Source organism: Vibrio sp. T13N (assembly GCF_032970445.1).
Classification (GTDB): domain Bacteria; phylum Pseudomonadota; class Gammaproteobacteria; order Enterobacterales; family Vibrionaceae; genus Vibrio; species Vibrio diabolicus.
Genome location: NZ_JAWJYE010000001.1, coordinates 188,111 through 206,871, shown reverse-complemented (window position 1 = coordinate 206,871; position 18,761 = coordinate 188,111). Strand labels below are relative to the sequence as shown.

The window sequence follows — 18,761 nt, the reverse complement described above, 5'->3', positions numbered from 1 at the left end:
CTGTGATGCAAGCACCAATAGTAATCATAGGCAGTGGCTTTGCTGCCTATCAACTGGTTAAAACTGTGCGTCGAATGGATGCACAGGTGTCAATTCAAGTATTCACCGCTGATGACGGTGCGGAGTATAACAAGCCTGATTTGAGCCATGTGTTCAGTAGAAAACAGACCGCGAGGGATCTGGTGGTAAAAACGGGAGAAGCGTTTGCCCAAGAGCACCATATCGAGTTATTAACCCACACTAAAATTGAGAGTGTGGATACGCAAGCCCAACAAGTGGTAGCAGATGGACAAGTTTATGCGTACTCCAAACTGATTTTTGCAACGGGCGCGAAAGCCTTTGTTCCTCCAATGCGAGGTGATGCTTCTGGCGATGTCCTAACGCTCAATTCGTTACAAGAGTATCAGCTCGCAGAAGAGCGAATCAGTCAAGCAAAGCGCGTAATGGTTATCGGTGGTGGTTTGATTGGCGTTGAGATTGCAATGGATATTGCGAGCAGCGGCAAAGCCGTTACGGTGGTTGAATCAAACCAACGCTTGCTTGCCAATCTTATTCCTGAGTTTGTGGCGTTGCCTCTGGAAAGCCAACTTAAGCAGCAAGGCATTCAACTGGCGTTGGGAAATGGGGTTGTTGAGGTGAATCGTACCGCCGATTCGTTGGTGGCGACTTTGAACAGCGGTGAAGTGATCGATACTGATGTAGTGATTTCTGCCGCTGGCTTACGTTCAAACACTCAATTAGCGAATGCTTGTGGATTAGAGGTTGGGAAAGGCATTGCTGTCGACGCTAAGCTGCAGACTTCTGCGAACAATGTATTCGCTCTGGGCGATTGCGCCGAGATACAAGGGCGCATGCTTCCATACCTTCAGCCAATCGTGTTGAGCGCTAATGTTTTAGGTAAGCAGTTGCTTGGGCAGGAAGCGCAATTGAAGTTGCCGCCAATGATGGTAAAAGTCAAAACGCCGAGTTACCCAATTCAGCTTGCCGGGGACTTCAGTGCTGTCGCGAATTGGAATGTGCAGATTTCTCAATCTGGCATCGTAGCAAAAGCTGAAAATGAACAAAGCATATTGACAGGGTTTGTTGTTACGGGCGAGCAAGTGGCTCAGGCTTTTCCGTTACTGCGTGAACTGTCTCAAGTCGCGCAATCGTAACTCGCTTCAAGCAGCACTATTTTATATTCAAAGAGGGTATAACCATGTCACATCTTCGTATTCAGAAAGACTGGACGGTTCAACGTTCGACGCCATTTTTTACCAAAGGCAGTGTGCCTCCAGCTCTTCTAACTCATCACAACACAGCCGAAGGCGTGTTTGGGCAGTTATGCGTAATGGAGGGGCAAGTCACCTACTATGGTTTTGCTGATGAATTCACGACAGAGCCTGAAATGGTCGTCGTGATCAACGCAGGTCAGTTCGCGACAAGCCCGCCACAGTATTGGCATCGTATTGAAATGAGCGATGATGCACAGTTCAATATTAACTTTTGGTCGAATAAAGATAAAAGTGGACAAGCGATGTTCCACGCTAAGCAGTAAACCTTTCTAGACAATTTGATTATTGCGTGAATTTATCGGGAAAAGCGCATATTAAGTAAAAGAGCAGAGACGTTTCTCTGCTCTTTTTTGCTTATTGGCAGTAACGACATGCAAACTTAATCAGCGATATTAACTGTAAGCCCGCGCCACACGACCTTCGCAATTCAAACTGTATTGTTTGGCGTAAGCTGGGATGAAAACAGATTGGCCTTTATCTACTACACACGTTTCACCATTTGCGTGTGTAATCACGAGCGGGGAATCTAGCGGCAACAGGATTTCTGCGGTTCTTACATCAAGCGTTCGGTGGTTGGCTTGTTTTACAATCGCGAATTTGAAATCGTCGACGGGAATTGGGTATTCCAACATGTCGTCGTTTTCGATTGGCGCAAGCAGTAGAGTGTCGAATGGCTTTTCTTCGAAGCATGTGCATGCAACGAGTTCTTTTACGTCCATATACTTCGGCGTTAAACCGGCACGTAGCACGTTGTCTGAGTTCGCCATGATCTCAAGCCCCGTACCTTTCAAGTACGCGTGTGGCGTTTCTGCATTCAAGAACATCGCTTCGCCTGGTTTCAGCGTGATGACGTTGAGTAGCAAGGGCGCAAACAAACCAATGTCACCCGGGTATTGCGTTTCTAACTCCAAGATCAGGTTGAACAGAGGTAAGTCGGTGATGCGAGCTTGTGCCAATAGCACCGTCAACGCCATCTCTTTCTGTTCGCCTTCTAGTGACAGTAGACCGGAGAAGAAGGTCGCTAAGCCCGTTGGCGTTTGGTTTGCGATAAGGTCATCCACCAAGCCTTGCAGCTCAGGAATCGCCAGCTCAGAGAAGAAGCTGATGATTTCACTTGTTGGGCGGAAGCCATTCATCGCTTGGTATTCGGTTAGCGCGTAAACCAATTCTGGTTTGTGGTTTGGATCTTTGTAGTTACGGTTTGCAGCGGTTAGGGGAATGCCTTGTTTTTCTTCCAGTGCAAAACCCAGTTCTGCTTGTTGCTTGTTTGGGTGCACCTGAATCGACAGCGCTTTCTCGGCGGCAAGCACTTTAAACAGGTATGGAAGTTCACCAAAACGGTTTGCGACTTCTTCACTCAGAAAAGCATTCATGTCTAGAGCAATCAGTGAAGAGAGTTTGGTCTCCTCGTCGTTTACCATCACCACTGAGCAACCGTTTGGATGCGCGCCCATCCATACTTCTGCTTGTGGTTCGCCCGTTGGGTTTTCAATGCCAAACAGTTGGTTAACAGAAGTAGTACTGCCCCAAGCGTAGTTTTGAATCACGTTGTTCATCAGGAAAAACGTCGGATGCTTAGCTTGAGTTTGAATCGTTTGTGTATCGGACATCGTTAAATCAGACATAGAGTGTCACCATGAGAGAAAATCATGGCTTGGGCGACATTGCCCAAGCCATAGGAGCCATTTGGGGGAGGGGGGATTAAGCGGCTGCTTGCATCATTTTTGCTTTACGCACTTTCTTCAACGTTACACACGTTACTGCGGTAACCGTTGCGCCAGCTGCCATACAAATCAGAGCAAGGACTGGGTGGTTCATCGCGCCAAGCAGAGCGACCACGGGACCACCGTGAGCAACGCTGTTGGTGATGCCGAATGAGAACGCCATTACTGCCGCCACCATTGAGCCAAGTACGTTTGCAGGAATCACTGACATTGGATCTTGCGCTGCGAACGGAATCGCACCTTCAGAGATACCCACCAGACCCATTGCGCCTGCGGCTTTACCCGCTTCGGTTTCTGATTCTTCGAACAGGTCGAACTTACGACCAAGCGCCGTTGCCAGTGCCATGCCTAAAGGTGCAACAGGGATTGCACACGCCATCGCACCCATAAATTGAGTTTGACCGCTCGCAATCATGCCCACAGAGAATAGGAATGCGACCTTGTTGAATGGACCACCCATATCGAAGCCAGCCATACCTCCAAGTACGATACCCAGTAGAACGACGTTACCTGTACTCATGCTCGTTAGTAGCGCAGTCAGACCGTCCATTAGGCTTGCGATTGGCGCGCCGATAACGAAGATGAAAAGACCTGCGATGAACAACGAACCTGTGATTGGCGCAATCATGATTGGCACCAAAGGTTGAATAAACTTGTGGTAGTTAATCGACGTAATCCACTTCACGAAGTAACCCACAAGCAGGCCTGCGATGATGGCACCGATAAAGCCTGTACCTGCGTCTGCGCCGTAGAAAGAACCGTTGTTTGCAATCCAACCACCGATCAAGCCAGGAGTTAGAGCAGGGCGGTCAGCAATCGCGTAAGCAATGTAACCCGCTAGGATTGGGATCATCAGCGTAAAGGCAACCACACCGACGTTGAGGATTTGGTTCCACATGCTGCCTTCAGGGATGGCCATGCCGGCTTCACTTGGCTGACCGCCGATTGCAAGAGCAAGTGCAATCAACAGACCCCCCGTTACGACGAAGGGGATCATGTGTGATACGCCGTTCATCAAGTAGCGATATAAGTCAGAACGGGCTTGAGAAGCTTTGTTTGCAACTGACGCTTGCGTATTGCCATTGGACTCAGCTTGGTACGTCGGTGCGTTTAACGCTTCACTAATCAGTCCTTGAGCATCGCGGATTGGGGCTTTTACGTTGGTTGTAACCACGCGTTTGCCCGCGAAGCGGTTCATGTCGACTTGTTTGTCACAGGCGACGATGATGGCATCTGCACGCTCGATTTCTTCTGCGGTTGGGCTGTTCTTCACACCGATTGAACCGTTCGTTTCAACCTTGATTTCGTAACCCATCGCCGCTGCACCTTTCTCTAGCGCTTCCGCCGCTAGGTACGTGTGGGCAACGCCAGCAGGACAACCAGTAACACCAATGATGAAACCTTGGTTTGCTGGAGCATCTGTCACTGGTTGCGGTTCTTCTTTAGCAAGAAGGAGTGCCAGTGCGTCGTGGATGTTTGTTGCGCCTAAGAACGCATCGATGAAACCATCTTCAATCAATTTTGAAGACAGTTCTGCAAGTACTTCGATATGGTGGTTATCGCCACCGTCTGGAGAAGCTATCATGAAGAACAGTTTTGAAGGCAAGCCGTCTTCCGCGCCGTATTCGATACCTGATTTGCTTACGCCGATCACAACCGCTGGTTCAATCACAGCGGCGCTTTTCGCGTGTGGAATTGCCACGCCATCTTCAAATCCAGTATTTCCTAATTCTTCACGTGCTTTTATATCTGCAAGAAATTGTGTTTGGTCAGAAATACGACCTTGGGCATGAAGAACGGCAACCAGTTCTTTAAATACGTCTTCTTTTGAAGACGCTTTAAGATCAAGCTTAATTAAGTCTTCATTTATTAGTTTGGTGATCATTGTAGAACCCCTATAAATATAATTTTTATTTCAGGGATATTTTTAAATTAGTGAGAAAAAGACTGTAGTGAAGAAAAAATGCATTTACTGGAGGATTGTAACCGACTAACTATAGTGTGATTTAGATCGTTCACTGGACAAATCTAGCTGCATATCTGTGACATGATGGATAAGAAGCTAAACGATAAGTGAAATGTGGCCTCGCTCCCACTTGAAAAGGGATTGAGTGTTGTTGATAGAGTTTTTGTTACTGGAGATTTGATGCGTTAACTGGATTTTTGTAACATTAAAATGGAAGTGTGATTTTGCTCAATAGCACAAAAGTCCAGTCCGGTGTATATCTATAGTAAATAGCATCATTGATGCATATATAGAGTGTGAGACAATGATTTTTCATGATTTAATTTCAGCTGTATTAAATGAAAGAGAGCCATTTCATAATATTTGGTTTGCAGGAGATTTTCATACGCCGCCTGAATTTAGCTATCAAGTTAATTTCCCTCGCCTAGAGTTAGTTCTGGATGGGGAATATATTAATGAAATGGAAAGTCATGATCGAAAAGTAACGCACATCGTTGCTAAAAAAGGCGACGCGATATTTATTCCACCTAACTGTTGGAATAAACCAGACTGGGATACCGATTGCTCAGTGTTAAGTATTTTGTTTGGGCGTCGACAACTTGGGTTGAGTTTGGTGAGCAAACGCAAAGGTGAGGCAAACTTTTACGATATTCAAAAGCATAGCATCCAAACGCGCTCAGGATTTGCGATAGATAACATCTTAGAAGCGTTGAGCTCACTGGCTCGTGAGAATACTAAAAAACCAATGGATGAGCTTTTACTACAAGCATTACTGCAATACGCGAAGACGATGTTGGATGCGCCAGTCGAGCAGCAGTCACATAGCCGTGTGCAAGATCTCTATCAAGGGATCTGCATCTACATTCAAGAGAACTTCCATCGCCCAATCACGCGTGACAGCATTGCGTCGAGATTCAGTATTTCCTCGAACCATTTGTCGCGCTTGTTCCGTCAGCAGGGGCACATGACCTTGGCAGACTACATTACTTGGGTACGCGTGGATCGCGCGAAGTTTATGCTCAAGAAATACAACTTCAAACTCAATGACGTGTCAGTGCGCTGTGGATTTAAAGACGTGAACTATTTCTGCCGAGTATTTAAGAACCGTACAGGCAGAACGCCGACGGAATATCGTGGTTCGATTTAAGCCTTCAGTCAGAATGCGTAAATCATAGAGAAGTTTAGGCGAGCAGCCTCGACATGGCGTACATCAGCAGCGCTTGTAAGTCGACGCTGCTTTTTGTTAGTAGTAGGCGTTCCGCCATTTGATCGGTAAGCATATTTCGTGTGAGGTTAGTGGCCGCAATGATCTGTTCTCGGGTCGGCTTTTCTGGCATCACCAGTGCAATAGCCAGATGAACATCACCCATCTTCGAAGCCCAATCCATCGACTTTTCATTCGCAATAACAGCAATAGAAATATGGTCAACACCTGAAAACATCACATGCGGTAGAGCGATCCCCGGAGTCACGCAAGTTGATGAACGTTCTTCACGTTTAATAAAAGCAAGAATCAGTTCGTCGGGATGAATGGGGTGGATGAGCTGAGCCAGTCCTTTAAGGCATTCAAACTTGGTGAGCTCGGTATGCGCTTTAGCGTACTGCCATTTGATTTCACAAGGTGGGCAAATTTGCGGTAAACGCTCGGCCAGTTGGCTAGAAAACTCATAGTTGATATGAGATCCCACCACAGTAAAGTGTTCAGCAATCATGTCTTTGATGACGAAGCAGGCCAGCTCTGCGTCAATGCCAATCGCTGTGATTTGACACAAATCACCTTGTTGTAGACCTGCTTGCAAAATCGCCACGGACTTGGTGAGTTCCGCAACACGATTTTGCGTTAAATTAATGATATGTAAGGTGCTTTTGAACTTCTTTGCCACTCGATTGAGTGGCTGAGCAACGTGCGCACTGGCATTTGCATTATCGACGAAAAAGGTGATTTGGTATTCGTTCATCTACAAATTTAGTCGCGGCAGTGGACGAGGAATACTTTGTCGACGTTAAGCAAAACCTCTTCAATGGGGATTTGAATTTGGCGCGTCCCTTCGAATCGGCCTGGTTGTTCTATCTCAATATCCGACACGATCAAAACCCGATCCGCTTGAGCGATATCGTGAGGAGTGAGCTGATTTTCTATCCCCATCGCACCTTGCGTTTCTACTTTAATTTGCACGTTATGTTTTGGCGCAGCTTTCATTAGTGCATCTGCTGCCATATAAGTATGAGCGATGCCTGTAGGGCATGCTGTCACCGCTACGATTTTCATGTTCTATCCATTTTATTTTTTGTGGATATTAGCACAGCCACCGCAGATTGAATTGATTTGAGCTGGATTAACGCAAGAGCTCTATCACAGTTTGAATCTCATGTTACATTAATCCAGTTAATGCACTTTTAGTCCTATATATCAAAGGGGAGGCACTGGTTAATCTATGCCCAAATAAAATGAGTAGGAACGCATACGAGCCAGGGGGATCCTGTATCTCAAACTCACTTGGGTATATATTCGAGCGTGAATATTGGAAGGTAAAACAATGGACATCACAAACCTAATTGAGCTGGAAACGATATGTTTAGATCTAAAAGCTCAAACCAAAGATGAAGCGCTCAAAGAGCTGGTCGAGATGCTAGAGGCAGCCGGCAAGCTCAATAGTCAAAGCCAGTTCTTGGCAGATATCTGGAAACGAGAAGAGATCGGTAACACAGGATTTGATGATGGTATTGCGATCCCTCATGCCAAAAGTGATGCTGTAGCGAAACCGGCTGTCGCGGTCGGGATCAGCCGTAATGGGATTGATTATGGCGCCGAAGATGGCGAGCTGTCCGATGTGTTTTTCATGCTGGCGTCCCCAGATGGTGATGATCATCATCACATTGAAGTATTGGCACAAATTTCCACCAAAATTATCGAAGACGGCTTTGTTGAAAAGCTCAAACAGGCTCAATCGCGAGAAGAAGCGCTTGAGATGTTGACTGATATTCAAACCCAATCCAATGAATTTCTCCCAACTTCTTTAGAATTTACATCAGAACCCCTAAGCCCTTGGGCGCAAAAACTTGGTCGCATTAAAGAGCACCTGCTGTTTGGCACATCTCACATGATCCCGTTTATCGTTGCGGGCGGTGTGTTGTTGTCGTTGTCGGTGATGATCTCTGGTCACGGTGGTGTACCACAAGAGGGCATTTTGGCCGATATTGCTCAAATGGGGATTGCTGGCCTGACATTGTTTACTGCCGTTCTTGGTGGTTACATTGCTTATTCTATTGCCGACAAGCCGGGCCTTGCGCCGGGTATGATTGGATCTTGGATTGCTGTCAGTCATTACAATACGGGTTTTTTAGGTGCGATTGTGGTCGGCTTTTTTGCTGGCTTTGTCGTTTGGCTATTAAAGAAAATTCAGCTACCAGACAGCATGAGTTCGCTTGGCTCGATTTTTATTTATCCGCTAGTGGGGACGTTTGTTACTTGCGGCGCGGTGATGTGGGTGATAGGTGCTCCGATAGCCAGCGCAATGACCACCATGAACGAGGTGCTGACGGGCATGGCGGGGTCAGGCAAAGTGATGCTCGGAACTGTGCTTGGGGCAATGACCGCGTTTGATATGGGCGGCCCAATTAACAAAGTGGCGACGTTGTTTGCTCAAACCCAAGTGAACACGCAACCATGGTTGATGGGCGGGGTCGGTATTGCAATTTGTACGCCGCCATTGGGTATGGCACTAGCCACATTTTTGGCGCCGAGTAAATTCAAGCGAGATGAACGCGAAGCGGGGAAAGCCGCAGGTATTATGGGGATGATCGGTATTAGCGAAGGTGCGATTCCTTTTGCCGCTGGTGACCCTGCGCGAGTATTACCCGCTATTGTGGCGGGTGGCATCGTTGGTAACGTGATTGGCTTTATGTTCCACGTAATGAACCATGCACCGTGGGGCGGTTGGATTGTTCTCCCTGTTGTGGATGGAAAAATTGGGTACATCATCGGCACGATTGCGGGCTCTGTTACCACGGCGTTGATCGTGATTGCACTAAAGAAAACCGTCACCGAAGATGAGAGTTACACTGGTCATTCTCAAGTATATGGCTCTGTTCAAGGCGAAGGTGAGGCGGATGTTTTGGCGGTCACATCTTGTCCATCAGGTGTGGCACATACGTTCTTAGCGGCTAAGTCATTGGAAAAAGCGGCTTGTGCACTCGGCATTAAGATTAAAGTCGAAACCCAAGGCGCGAATGGAGTCATCAACCGAATTACCGAGAAAGACATCGAGAAAGCGAAGTTTGTGATTTTTGCTCACGATGTGGCGATTAAAGAACCGGAACGTTTTCGAAAAATCCAAGTCTTGGATGTCAGTACCAAGGATGCCATGTTGAACGCCACGGCTTTGTTGCAAGCTCGTAGAGTGTCTTAACATTTAACTTCTGAGAAATGTCTCCTCGATGACCCTGATGAATGCTTTTGGTATTTACTCCAACATCGCGGTTCGCTTTTATTTGTGCCGCGAGTGAAGGATAAATTACGAGTAATGTTTTCAATTCTTTAGTAGCATGTTACAAAACATTTCAGTCAGGTGAACTAAGGGAAGCGTGCAATGGAAAAACAACGAGTAGCATTTATTGGTTTGGGTGTTATGGGTTACCCAATGGCGGGCTATTTGAGCAAAGCGGGGTATGAAACCAAAGTATACAACCGCACTAAAGCCAAAGCTGATAAATGGGCTGAAGAATACAACGGCATTGCGTGTGAGACACCGCGAGAAGCGGCAGAAGGTTGCGATATCGTATTTACTTGTGTCGGTAATGACGATGACGTGCGCAGCGTTGTATACGGTGAAGAAGGCATTCTAGTCGGTCTAAAAGCAGGCGCGGTACTGGTTGATCACACCACGACTTCCGCTGATTTAGCCGTTGAGTTGGCCGACGCTTGTACCAAATATGGTAACCACTTTATTGATGCTCCGGTATCTGGTGGTCAAGCCGGCGCAGAAAATGGCGTACTAACCATCATGTGTGGTGGCGAGCAGAACATTTTTGATCGTGTGTCTCCAGCGATGGACGTATATGCAAAGCAAATGACGCTTCTGGGTGAAAATGGCCAAGGTCAACGTTGTAAAATGGTAAACCAAATCTGTATTGGTGGTGTGCTTCAAGGCTTGAGCGAAGCGTTGTTACTCGCGCAGAAATCCGGTTTGGATATTGAACAAGTAGTTGAAACACTCAAGCACGGTGCTGCAGGGTCATGGCAAATGGAAAACCGCGCCAAGACGATGGCGCAAGATAAGTTTGATTTTGGCTTCGCGATTGATTGGATGCGCAAAGACTTAGGCTTCTGTCTGCAAGAAGCAGAGCGAGTGGGTCTAGAGCTCCCACTGACTAAGAAAGTGGATGAGCAATACGCTGACCTTCAGCGTGATGGTTTAGGCCGCATGGATACGTCTGTTCTGATTAGAGCCGTCGCTAAGAATCAGTAGTAGATAAACAGTTCTTTGGTATCAAAGAGCTTGAAGAAATTTAAGTTGATCACAATCGTTCCCCTTGAACATTAGTGTGTGACTAACGAACTTGAATGAGGAGGTGCTTTGGGGCACCTCCTTTTTTATGTCTACTTATCACAGCATTTGCTGGTGCAGTGTCCGTTTACTTGTTTAAGCCTAGCGCAATCTCAAGGCCTTTGCCGTAAGCTTCGTCCGCTTGGTAGGCGTGGTTAACGTGACGTTCTTTGATGAAGTCTGGCACACCATCCATTGCACGAGCGGTGTTGTCGAACAGAGTTTGACGCTGTTCTTCGCTCATAAGACGGAATAGGTCACCCGCTTGGCTGAAGTAGTCTTCGTCTACACGGTGATCGTAATGATCAGCATTGCCGTTGATGCGTAGAGGTGGCTCAGAATAATCTGGTTGCTCTGCCCATTCTTGTTTGTAGTTTGGCTCGTAACCTAGTGTTGAACCAAAGTTGCCATCAACGCGCATTGCGCCATCGCGGTGGTAGCTGTGTACCGGACAACGAGGCGCGTTAACTGGAATTTGGTGATGGTTTACACCTAGGCGGTAACGCTGCGCATCTCCGTATGCAAACAGACGGCCTTGCAGCATTTTGTCTGGCGAGAAGCCAATTCCAGGAACGATAGCTGCCGGGTTAAATGCGGATTGCTCAACTTCCGCATAGAAATTTTCTGGGTTACGGTTCAGTTCAAACTCGCCTACTGGGATCAATGGATAATCTTTTTGTGACCATACTTTTGTTAGATCGAACGGGTTAAAGTTCACTTCATCCGCTCCTAGCTCAGGCATGATCTGTACGTACATCTTCCATTTAGGGAAGTCTTGACGCTCAATCGCTTCGTAAAGGTCACGGTGATGGCTTTCGCGGTCTTTACCTACGATCGCTTCTGCTTCTTGGTCAGTCAGGTTTTTGATGCCTTGCTGAGTTTTAAAGTGGAATTTCACCCAGTAACGTTCGTTTTCTGCGTTGATAAAGCTGAATGTGTGGCTACCGAAGCCGTGCATATGACGGTAAGACGCTGGAATACCACGATCACTCATAACGATCGTAACTTGGTGGAATGCTTCTGGTAGTGATGTCCAAAAATCCCAGTTGTTTGTCGAGCTGCGCATGTTGGTGCGTGGATCGCGTTTCACCGCGTGGTTTAGATCTGGAAATTTTAGTGGATCACGGAGGAAGAACACTGGCGTGTTGTTACCAACCAAGTCCCAGTTGCCTTCTTCGGTGTAAAACTTTAGAGCAAAACCACGGATGTCGCGCTCTGCATCTGCGGCACCGCGCTCCCCCGCAACGGTGGTAAAGCGAGCAAATAGCTCGGTCTTTTTACCAATCTCCGAGAAGATCTTCGCGCGAGTGTATTTTGTGATGTCATGAGTCACAGTAAAGGTGCCGTAAGCGCCTGAGCCTTTGGCGTGCATACGGCGCTCAGGAATCACTTCGCGGTCAAAGTGTGCCAGTTTTTCAAGGAACCAAACGTCTTGCAGTAGTTGGGGGCCACGAGGACCTGCAGTCATCACATTTTGATTATGGGCGACAGGACAGCCTGCGGCGGTGGTTAATTTCTTATTTGTCATTTTTCTTCCCCTCCAGGGATCAATACCTTAGCAACTGAAGAGAAGATTATTACGGAAAAGCTGGAAGCAAAAACTGATACTGCTTATCAATTCAATAGGTGGTAACGATGATGAAAAGTAACTTAGAATCAAATTCTTAGCTGATTTTTATGATTGGTTTATTAACGTATTGGCGAAAAGGGTAAAAAGAGCACGCAAGCATTTGCATGAATTGCGCTTTGTTGACAAGGCTAATGTCGGAAATCGCCCCTTTGATATCGCTTTATTGAACATCAAAGGGGCGGAATGATTAGGAGTACTTCACTTCAATTTGCTCAGCTTTTTCAAACGCTGGATGCGTTGCGAGTTGTTTTCCATAACGCTCAATATTCGGGAAGTGACCAGCCAAACCGAACTTATGCACGAGCTCGACAATAAATGACATCATGATGTCTGCGCCAGTTAAACGTTCTTCTACTAGGTAAGTTTTGCCTTCTAGCGATTGCTCGAAATAACCCAGAACGTTCATCGCTTCTTTGTCAGCATAGCCTGATAGAAATTGAGTTTCGTTTGGCTCTTTGCTGATAAAGATTTTTAACAACATTGGTAAGATTGCTGAACTTTCAGCAAAGTGCATCCATTGTAGGTACTCAGTGTGCGCCTTCGTCCCACGCTCAGGAGCCAACGCACCATCACTGTACTTCTCAATCAAATATTCGGTCATCGCGCCTGACTCAATGATGAACTCGCCATCATCTTCAAGCAGGGGCGATTTACCGAGCGGATGAACGCTCTTTAGCTCAGGCGGTGCCATGAAGGTCACTTTGTCACGAACATAAGGCACGATTTCGTAATCCACATTTAGCTCTTCAAGTAACCAAATGATGCGCTTTGAGCGAGACTGATTGAGATGGTGAAGTTTAATCATTTATTTATCCCTTCCTTATAATGGGTCGTTAATCTGTACTACAAGCTTGCCGAAGTTCTTACCTTCCAACAGACCGATAAATGCTTCTGGTGCATTCTCCAGTCCTTGTACTAGATGTTCACGGTATTGGATCTTTCCTTCTGCCAACCATTGATTAATATCTTGCGCAAATTCACCGTAACGATGTCCGTAGTCATCAAAAATGATGAAGCCTTGCACCTTGATTCGTTTAGTCAGCAGCTTACCCATTAATAATGGAAGATGGTCGGTACCTTCAGGCAGTTCTGTTGCGTTGTACTGAGAAATCAAACCACAAAGTGGGATACGTGCGCTGGTATTCAGAAGTGGCATTACAGCTTCGAATACTTTGCCACCTACGTTTTCGAAGTAAACATCGATACCTTGGTCACAGGCGTTTTTCAACTGCTCTGCAAAGTCGTCAGCTTTGTGATCAATACATTCATCGAAGCCAAGGACTTCTTTGGCGTAACGGCACTTTTCTTCTCCGCCTGCAATACCAACAACTCGGCAACCTTTGATTTTGCCAATTTGACCAACAGTCGCGCCCACAGGGCCCGTCGCGGCCGCTACCACAATGGTTTCACCTGGTTTTGGCTGACCGATATCGAGCAAGCCCATATACGCGGTAAAGCCTGGCATGCCAGCAACACCTAGAGCGTATGATGGGTTTTGTGGTTCTTTGCCTAGTTTAATCACCATCTCACCAGTTGAGAGCGCGTAGTCTTGCCAGCCAACAGTGTATGCAAGAACCCATTCACCCGCTTCATAATCTGGGTGGTTCGATGCTTCTACCTGACAAACTGTGCCAGCGATCATTACGTCATCAACCGCAACAGGATCGGCGTATGACTCGGCATCGCTCATGCGACCGCGCATGTATGGGTCGAGAGATAAGTAAACGGTTCTCAGTAGCATCTCACCATCTTGAGGAGTCGGTTTCGCCACTTCTTCTAGACGAAAGTTTTCTTTTGTTGGTGCACCGTGGGGACGTGACGCGAGTACGATTCTGCGATTTGTTGCGTTAGTCATATTTATCTCACTTATTGATTAGACCGGTCGTCTAGTTTTGATTTCAAAATATCCCGCTCATAGAGCGGGAAGGTGTATTGTGTAATCACAGGAGTTATTACCAAATGTGAAACACATGTAGGGTGTTCATCTTACTTTTACGCTACCTACTATGGGCAAGTTCGCGTGTTTTGCAGTAGATGTTGAGTATAGGTCAGACTTTGCGTTAATGCTGCCTGATCTTGATACAGTTTGTTCAGCAAGCTTGCGCCGTTCCAAAGGTAGTATATCTGCCTTGCCAATAAAGCACTGTCACCATTTGGGATAGAGCCATCTTGAATGCCTACGTCAATGCAATCCGCCATTGCTTGAATGGTTTTGTCTGCACCTTGGCGTAACGCTAGACGCATGGACTCTGAGAGATCGGAGACTTCCGCACTTAACTTGACCAACAAACATTTGTTCGCATTACATACGTCGTCTTCTACTTTGACCATTTCTTCAAAGTAGCTCATTAGGCGTTGGTAGCCATTCAGATCGGTATTGGTAAAGCGTGCGTTTAAACGCTCAAAATACTTAGTAAAGTAGTCTTGAATCATCGCTTCACCAAATTGTTCTTTGGATTTGAAGTAATGATAAAACGAGCCTTTCGGCACCGCGGCCTTTTTTAAAAGCTCTGAAAGGCCAACACTCGTAAACCCTCGGTTTACGATTAACTCGTATCCGACGTCGAGAATATGTTGGCGTGTGTCGTTCGTCTTTGCGTTCATGAAGCGTACTATAGAATGAATTAGACCAGTCGTCTAGTGTTTGTTGTAGGTTATTTGATTAGCTCGTACTCAATCACAAATAGCGTATCGGTGTTTGGGTAGATTTCTCGAATTAACTGCTTGAGTTTTGGTAGTTCGATGGCTTCTTGTTCAGCATGAAACTCATTGATATCTTCAAAGTTGAGTGGTTCTACAGAGCGTATTTTGATGTTGCAGACTTTACGATCCGTCTCTAGGGTAAAAACTTCGACCTCTGTATTTGGAACGTAGTGACTTTCTGATTCATCTCGAATCGTAATCGTTTTTTTGCCTGATGTGATCAACGGGGTTAAGAATTCAAAAAAGGTAATCTTGGTTGGGTGGGATGACATGATGTACTCGTTAGTCTGATTGTTTGGCGTAATTATATACCCAAATAACCTTGAGGTGCTTATTTCAAGAGAACGAGCGAGTGCGCAGGACGCGAATCAACTTGGCACTAAAGTAACCCGAGATAATGCCTATCCAGTTGGTACTGAGATCATTAAAACTAAATGAGCGACTTGGAATAAAAATTTGGCTTATTTCTTCCATTGAAACGATAGCCAACAGCAGTAGCAAAAGGCGGATGCCAAAGACGTCGGCTTTACTGGAACTTACTAAAGAGGGAAAGGTGAAGACCGATAAAAAGCCGATCAATAAACTGAAAGTAAAGTGAAGCGTACTCGATCCACCTAAGTAGGTTTCCATTTGCAAGTAAGTGGCATGGTGTAAGTCAGAGCTTTTCCACAAAGAGAGTGAAGCCGTAAGCGTCAGAACGAAAACAAAACTTATCCGTGTCAGTATTGAAACCATAATTAACCTATTGGAAAGAAGCCTAAGTAACGTTTTACAAAGTACAACGCTGCTAGATTCTGAATTGCCATGCCAATTGCCATCGCCCATGCTGCACCAATAACACCGAACGTTTGGCAAAGCGCAATGAGCAAGCAGATAGAGATTGTGCCGGAGGAAATTGTAATGTATTTCATGGTTCTTTCGTGACCGCTCATGAGTAATAAAAACCCTACAGAGCCAGTCGCAACATTGACTAACTGCCCTAAAGACAGGACGACTAACAGTGGCGCAGCAGCAAGAAACTCTTCACCAAAAAACCGCATCACAAACTCTGGGAATAGAGTGCAAATAATCACGGGCACAATGGCCAAACCAACGTTGGCTCGGCAAGCTAAACGGCTCAGGCTTTGCAGTTTGATCATTTGGCGTTCTTTGTAGAGAGAGGCAAACATAGGGGCGACCACAAAGTTAATGGTAATCAGCACAAAGCCAATCAGTAGTGATGTACGTTGAGCTGCAGCTAATAGACCGAGTTCCGCTGTTGAGATAAAAAAGCCCGCAATGACAAGGCTTCCCCATTGAAGAACGTTCGTGAAGATACTGCCAATCCAGACTTGCTTGGCAGAAGCGACCATTTTTTTGTTTGGTACGAAAGCCGATGTCTGATACTGACCTGAACCTAGCCAATTAACACTGGATATTACCGCGACGCTCATACTCGCCAGAAGCAGTGCGGTCATCAGATTGTTGATATTTTGCTGACCGATATAGTCCAAGCCAAAGACAAAAAAGACCATCAACATACTCACGCCAAGCTGTAAAGCAAACAGTGATGACACGACCTTTCTACATGCTTGAAGCACACGACTGTTGGTCTGTGCAAGCACCAAAAACGGTATGCAGAACAAGCCTAAAGTAATCGCATGCATTGGCGATTGGGTCTGATTTAGCTGTTCAGGAAACAGATTAAATCCTACCAACAAAACGGCAATGGCTAGCAAGCAAAACGCCATACTTCGATAAAGTGCTGTTTTATAGTTATGGCTTTGTTGAAGTGTCTCTTTGTTATTAAAAGCGATCGCATTGTAGCGAACTAATGAGACATCAAAACCTAGCTGAGAAACGATCGCGAGTAGTGAGACTAGGTTGAATAAAAAGAAAAATTGACCGGACGTCGAAGGGTCACTGGTCTTCGATACAATCAGTGTCAGTAAAAAAGCAAATAGCGCACTCAACACACGCGTGATTGCGGTTTTCAATCCAGTAGATAGCAAGCTTTTTTTACCGCTGGGCATCAACAGTAATTTTTGTTGAATAGTGTGAAACATAGAGGTATTTAACCGTAAATATTATTGAGTGCGAGGCGCTGTTTTTCTTCACTGAAGGCGTCGTTTAACGCTGTTGTATATTGGCAAAAATCAATTTCATCATAATGATTGACACAGTGTGCGATCTGCTTGGCCATTTCTTCAGGTGTTAGCGCTAAAAATGGGTAGTTGAGATCTTGGGTCGCGCCGATAGTTCGAATCACCATAGGAAGATGTAATTTGGCTGCTTCTAGAATAGTTAACGGCATCCCTTCCCATGCTGCAGTATGTAAGTAAAGGTCTGAACCCTTGAGCTTTTTAACCACTTCATCACGAGGCAACATGCCAGTCACATCCACATTTTCTGTACGCAATTTTTGTTCGAGTGTGTGGTCACCGCCACCTATCCAAGTGATATCTAATGGGCGGTTAAGCGCATATCGATTAAGGTGTTGCAATGTGTCGATGAGAAATTGCGGATCCTTTTGGGGCGCGACACGACCAAGCACAACAAGTCGCAGCGCTTCTTGTCTGTTTCGCACTAAACGCTCTTCACTTTGATAAGACACGTAGTTGTTGAGCAGTTCAGCACGTTTCGCGCCAATGCTAATCGCCAGGTCACATTCTCGTTGGCTACAGCCTGCCACCACATCAATTTTGCTTAGTTTTACTTTCTCTAGCGCTTTATAGAGCTGGCGCGCGAGTTCGGAGATATCTTCACGTTCGAAAGCATAACAGTGCGGAGTGTAAACCAAGCGCGCCTTGCCAAGTTTTAGAAATCGCCCGAGAAATCCCGCTTTACTCGAGTGCAAATGCACAACGTCAGGCGTAAGTGATGCAATCATGTGGTTTGCTTCGCGAACAAATTGAAGTAAGCTGCCTTCCACCCATTTGGTCTGTGTGAAAATATGATGGTTGTTCTCATTGGTTAAGTCGCTTTCTCGAGCTCTGGCTAGCAAGAAATGTTGATAGGGCTCATCTCGAGAGGAGTGAGCATAACTATAGAGGGCGGTTTGAACGCCACCTCCGAAGGCTTCTGTAATATGGAGCACTTTTTTCATAATGATTTTGTTCCTGGTGTCTGTATCCATTTATGCTTGAAAGCATCACGTTCTTGTTCTGAATAAACGTGGCGATATAAGGGAAGATCGTACATATAGAACAGTTTTGAAAAGTCGTAGTGATGCTTAAAGTGCTGGTGGATATTGGAGTACCACTTGTTTTTCGCTTCATTGCTGTTTTTCAGCACGAAGTCTTGCAGCCCGAGAAACTCACCAATTTCTTTATCGAGAGAACTGAGCTTTTCGCATTTGATTAGCATGACGTTGGCTTGCTCGTTCTTGAATGTGAAGAAAGGTTGAGTGTTGTCCAGTTCTTGACGCATCACATCGATATTGAAGTTACGTTTTAACTCGTTGTCGAACCAGTCCGCAAAATAGTTGAGATTGATATAGTTATCGAAACAATGTTCGAGGTGCTGATACGTGACTGCCATATCTCGGTGAATTGCGTCATTCTTTTTGCCTTCGATAAATTGCAAATGGAGGTCTTGAAAGAAACGAGAAAAGACTGTTGCGATTGGATCGCGGACCAGTGTGACGATTTTGATTTGTTCGCGTTTTTGTAAGATACGTTTTCGTTGCTTGAGCACTAAGCGGTAGAGCGCACGGTTTTTGAAATCGAAAAATTTACTCACGTCTTTTTTATTGTGATACATGTGAAATTCTTCGTGATCATCAAAGGTGTGGATGTGATAGCTTGGGATATTTCTTTCTCCCAGCGTGTGCTCAATTGACGATGAGCCAACTTTGCCCATTTGGTAAACTAAAACAAAATTGTCAGCTTGGAGTTCTCGGTTCTTTTCAAATTGTCGAGAGATTGAATACTTCATCTA

18 protein-coding genes are annotated in these 18,761 nt (G+C 45.8%); 5 read left to right on the top strand and 13 right to left on the bottom strand.

The window, feature by feature from the left end; genetic code table 11:
* Positions 1 to 5 precede the first annotated feature (5 nt).
* Together norW and R2S67_RS00970 are read left to right on the top strand one after the other, a co-directional pair.
* The gene (gene norW / locus R2S67_RS00975) at positions 6 to 1,154 is read left to right on the top strand and encodes an NADH:flavorubredoxin reductase NorW (RefSeq protein WP_237284398.1); all 1,149 of its coding nucleotides are present in this window, start codon (positions 6 to 8) and stop codon (positions 1,152 to 1,154) included.
* Between the two features lie 44 nt (positions 1,155 to 1,198).
* The gene (locus tag R2S67_RS00970) at positions 1,199 to 1,537 is read left to right on the top strand and encodes a DUF1971 domain-containing protein (RefSeq protein WP_317341755.1); all 339 of its coding nucleotides are present in this window, start codon (positions 1,199 to 1,201) and stop codon (positions 1,535 to 1,537) included.
* Positions 1,538 to 1,666: 129 nt separating this feature from the next.
* Here R2S67_RS00970 and manA read toward each other — a convergent pair whose 3' ends face one another.
* Both manA and R2S67_RS00960 read right to left on the bottom strand, forming a co-directional pair.
* The gene (gene manA / locus R2S67_RS00965) at positions 1,667 to 2,899 is read right to left on the bottom strand and encodes a mannose-6-phosphate isomerase, class I (RefSeq protein WP_317341754.1); all 1,233 of its coding nucleotides are present in this window, start codon (positions 2,897 to 2,899) and stop codon (positions 1,667 to 1,669) included.
* 76 nt (positions 2,900 to 2,975) lie between these two features.
* Positions 2,976 to 4,883, bottom strand: a complete 1,908-nt coding sequence (locus R2S67_RS00960) for a fructose-specific PTS transporter subunit EIIC (protein ID WP_317341753.1) — start codon at positions 4,881 to 4,883, stop codon at positions 2,976 to 2,978.
* Between the two features lie 385 nt (positions 4,884 to 5,268).
* Between R2S67_RS00960 and R2S67_RS00955 the strand changes: the two genes are divergently transcribed.
* Complete coding sequence (locus tag R2S67_RS00955; RefSeq protein ID WP_006742228.1) at positions 5,269 to 6,111, top strand: helix-turn-helix transcriptional regulator; 843 nt, start codon at positions 5,269 to 5,271, stop codon at positions 6,109 to 6,111.
* A gap of 34 nt (positions 6,112 to 6,145) precedes the next feature.
* On the opposite strand, the gene R2S67_RS00950 is transcribed toward R2S67_RS00955, so the two are convergent.
* Entirely contained in the window at positions 6,146 to 6,922 is a 777-nt protein-coding gene (locus tag R2S67_RS00950) for a PTS sugar transporter subunit IIA (protein WP_317341751.1), read from the bottom strand.
* A gap of 8 nt (positions 6,923 to 6,930) precedes the next feature.
* Positions 6,931 to 7,233: a PTS fructose transporter subunit IIB gene (locus tag R2S67_RS00945; RefSeq protein WP_006742227.1), complete on the bottom strand. Its 303-nt coding sequence runs from the start codon at positions 7,231 to 7,233 to the stop codon at positions 6,931 to 6,933.
* Between the two features lie 268 nt (positions 7,234 to 7,501).
* Between R2S67_RS00945 and R2S67_RS00940 the strand changes: the two genes are divergently transcribed.
* Together R2S67_RS00940 and R2S67_RS00935 are read left to right on the top strand one after the other, a co-directional pair.
* On the top strand, positions 7,502 to 9,373 hold the full coding sequence (locus R2S67_RS00940; protein ID WP_237309038.1) for a fructose-specific PTS transporter subunit EIIC: 1,872 nt from the start codon (positions 7,502 to 7,504) through the stop codon (positions 9,371 to 9,373).
* Between the two features lie 180 nt (positions 9,374 to 9,553).
* Positions 9,554 to 10,432: an NAD(P)-dependent oxidoreductase gene (locus R2S67_RS00935; protein WP_317341750.1), complete on the top strand. Its 879-nt coding sequence runs from the start codon at positions 9,554 to 9,556 to the stop codon at positions 10,430 to 10,432.
* A 166-nt stretch (positions 10,433 to 10,598) separates the two neighbouring features.
* Here the strand turns inward: R2S67_RS00935 and R2S67_RS00930 are convergent, their stop codons facing one another.
* The 9 genes from R2S67_RS00930 to R2S67_RS00890 form a co-directional block, all read right to left on the bottom strand.
* On the bottom strand, positions 10,599 to 12,038 hold the full coding sequence (locus R2S67_RS00930) for a catalase (RefSeq protein ID WP_237284393.1): 1,440 nt from the start codon (positions 12,036 to 12,038) through the stop codon (positions 10,599 to 10,601).
* Between the two features lie 289 nt (positions 12,039 to 12,327).
* Positions 12,328 to 12,945: a glutathione S-transferase family protein gene (locus R2S67_RS00925; RefSeq protein ID WP_006742223.1), complete on the bottom strand. Its 618-nt coding sequence runs from the start codon at positions 12,943 to 12,945 to the stop codon at positions 12,328 to 12,330.
* A 15-nt stretch (positions 12,946 to 12,960) separates the two neighbouring features.
* Positions 12,961 to 13,995: an NADP-dependent oxidoreductase gene (locus R2S67_RS00920; protein ID WP_065645713.1), complete on the bottom strand. Its 1,035-nt coding sequence runs from the start codon at positions 13,993 to 13,995 to the stop codon at positions 12,961 to 12,963.
* Between the two features lie 149 nt (positions 13,996 to 14,144).
* The gene (locus R2S67_RS00915; protein WP_006742221.1) at positions 14,145 to 14,744 is read right to left on the bottom strand and encodes a TetR/AcrR family transcriptional regulator; all 600 of its coding nucleotides are present in this window, start codon (positions 14,742 to 14,744) and stop codon (positions 14,145 to 14,147) included.
* 50 nt (positions 14,745 to 14,794) lie between these two features.
* On the bottom strand, positions 14,795 to 15,115 hold the full coding sequence (gene yqfB / locus R2S67_RS00910; protein WP_005392475.1) for a N(4)-acetylcytidine aminohydrolase: 321 nt from the start codon (positions 15,113 to 15,115) through the stop codon (positions 14,795 to 14,797).
* 64 nt (positions 15,116 to 15,179) lie between these two features.
* A complete protein-coding gene (locus R2S67_RS00905) occupies positions 15,180 to 15,578 on the bottom strand; it encodes a VanZ family protein (protein ID WP_317341749.1) in 399 nt (132 codons plus the stop codon).
* Between the two features lie 2 nt (positions 15,579 to 15,580).
* Positions 15,581 to 16,888 carry an oligosaccharide flippase family protein gene (locus R2S67_RS00900; protein ID WP_268853519.1) on the bottom strand — a complete coding sequence of 436 codons (1,308 nt, stop codon included), beginning with the start codon at positions 16,886 to 16,888 and terminating at the stop codon, positions 15,581 to 15,583.
* Positions 16,889 to 16,896: 8 nt separating this feature from the next.
* Complete coding sequence (locus R2S67_RS00895; RefSeq protein ID WP_317341748.1) at positions 16,897 to 17,928, bottom strand: glycosyltransferase family 4 protein; 1,032 nt, start codon at positions 17,926 to 17,928, stop codon at positions 16,897 to 16,899.
* Positions 17,925 to 18,758 (bottom strand): putative capsular polysaccharide synthesis family protein, encoded by an 834-nt coding sequence (locus tag R2S67_RS00890; RefSeq protein WP_317341747.1) that lies wholly within the window; start codon positions 18,756 to 18,758, stop codon positions 17,925 to 17,927. The genes R2S67_RS00895 and R2S67_RS00890 overlap by 4 nt, the downstream gene beginning before the upstream one ends.
* Positions 18,759 to 18,761 lie beyond the last annotated feature (3 nt).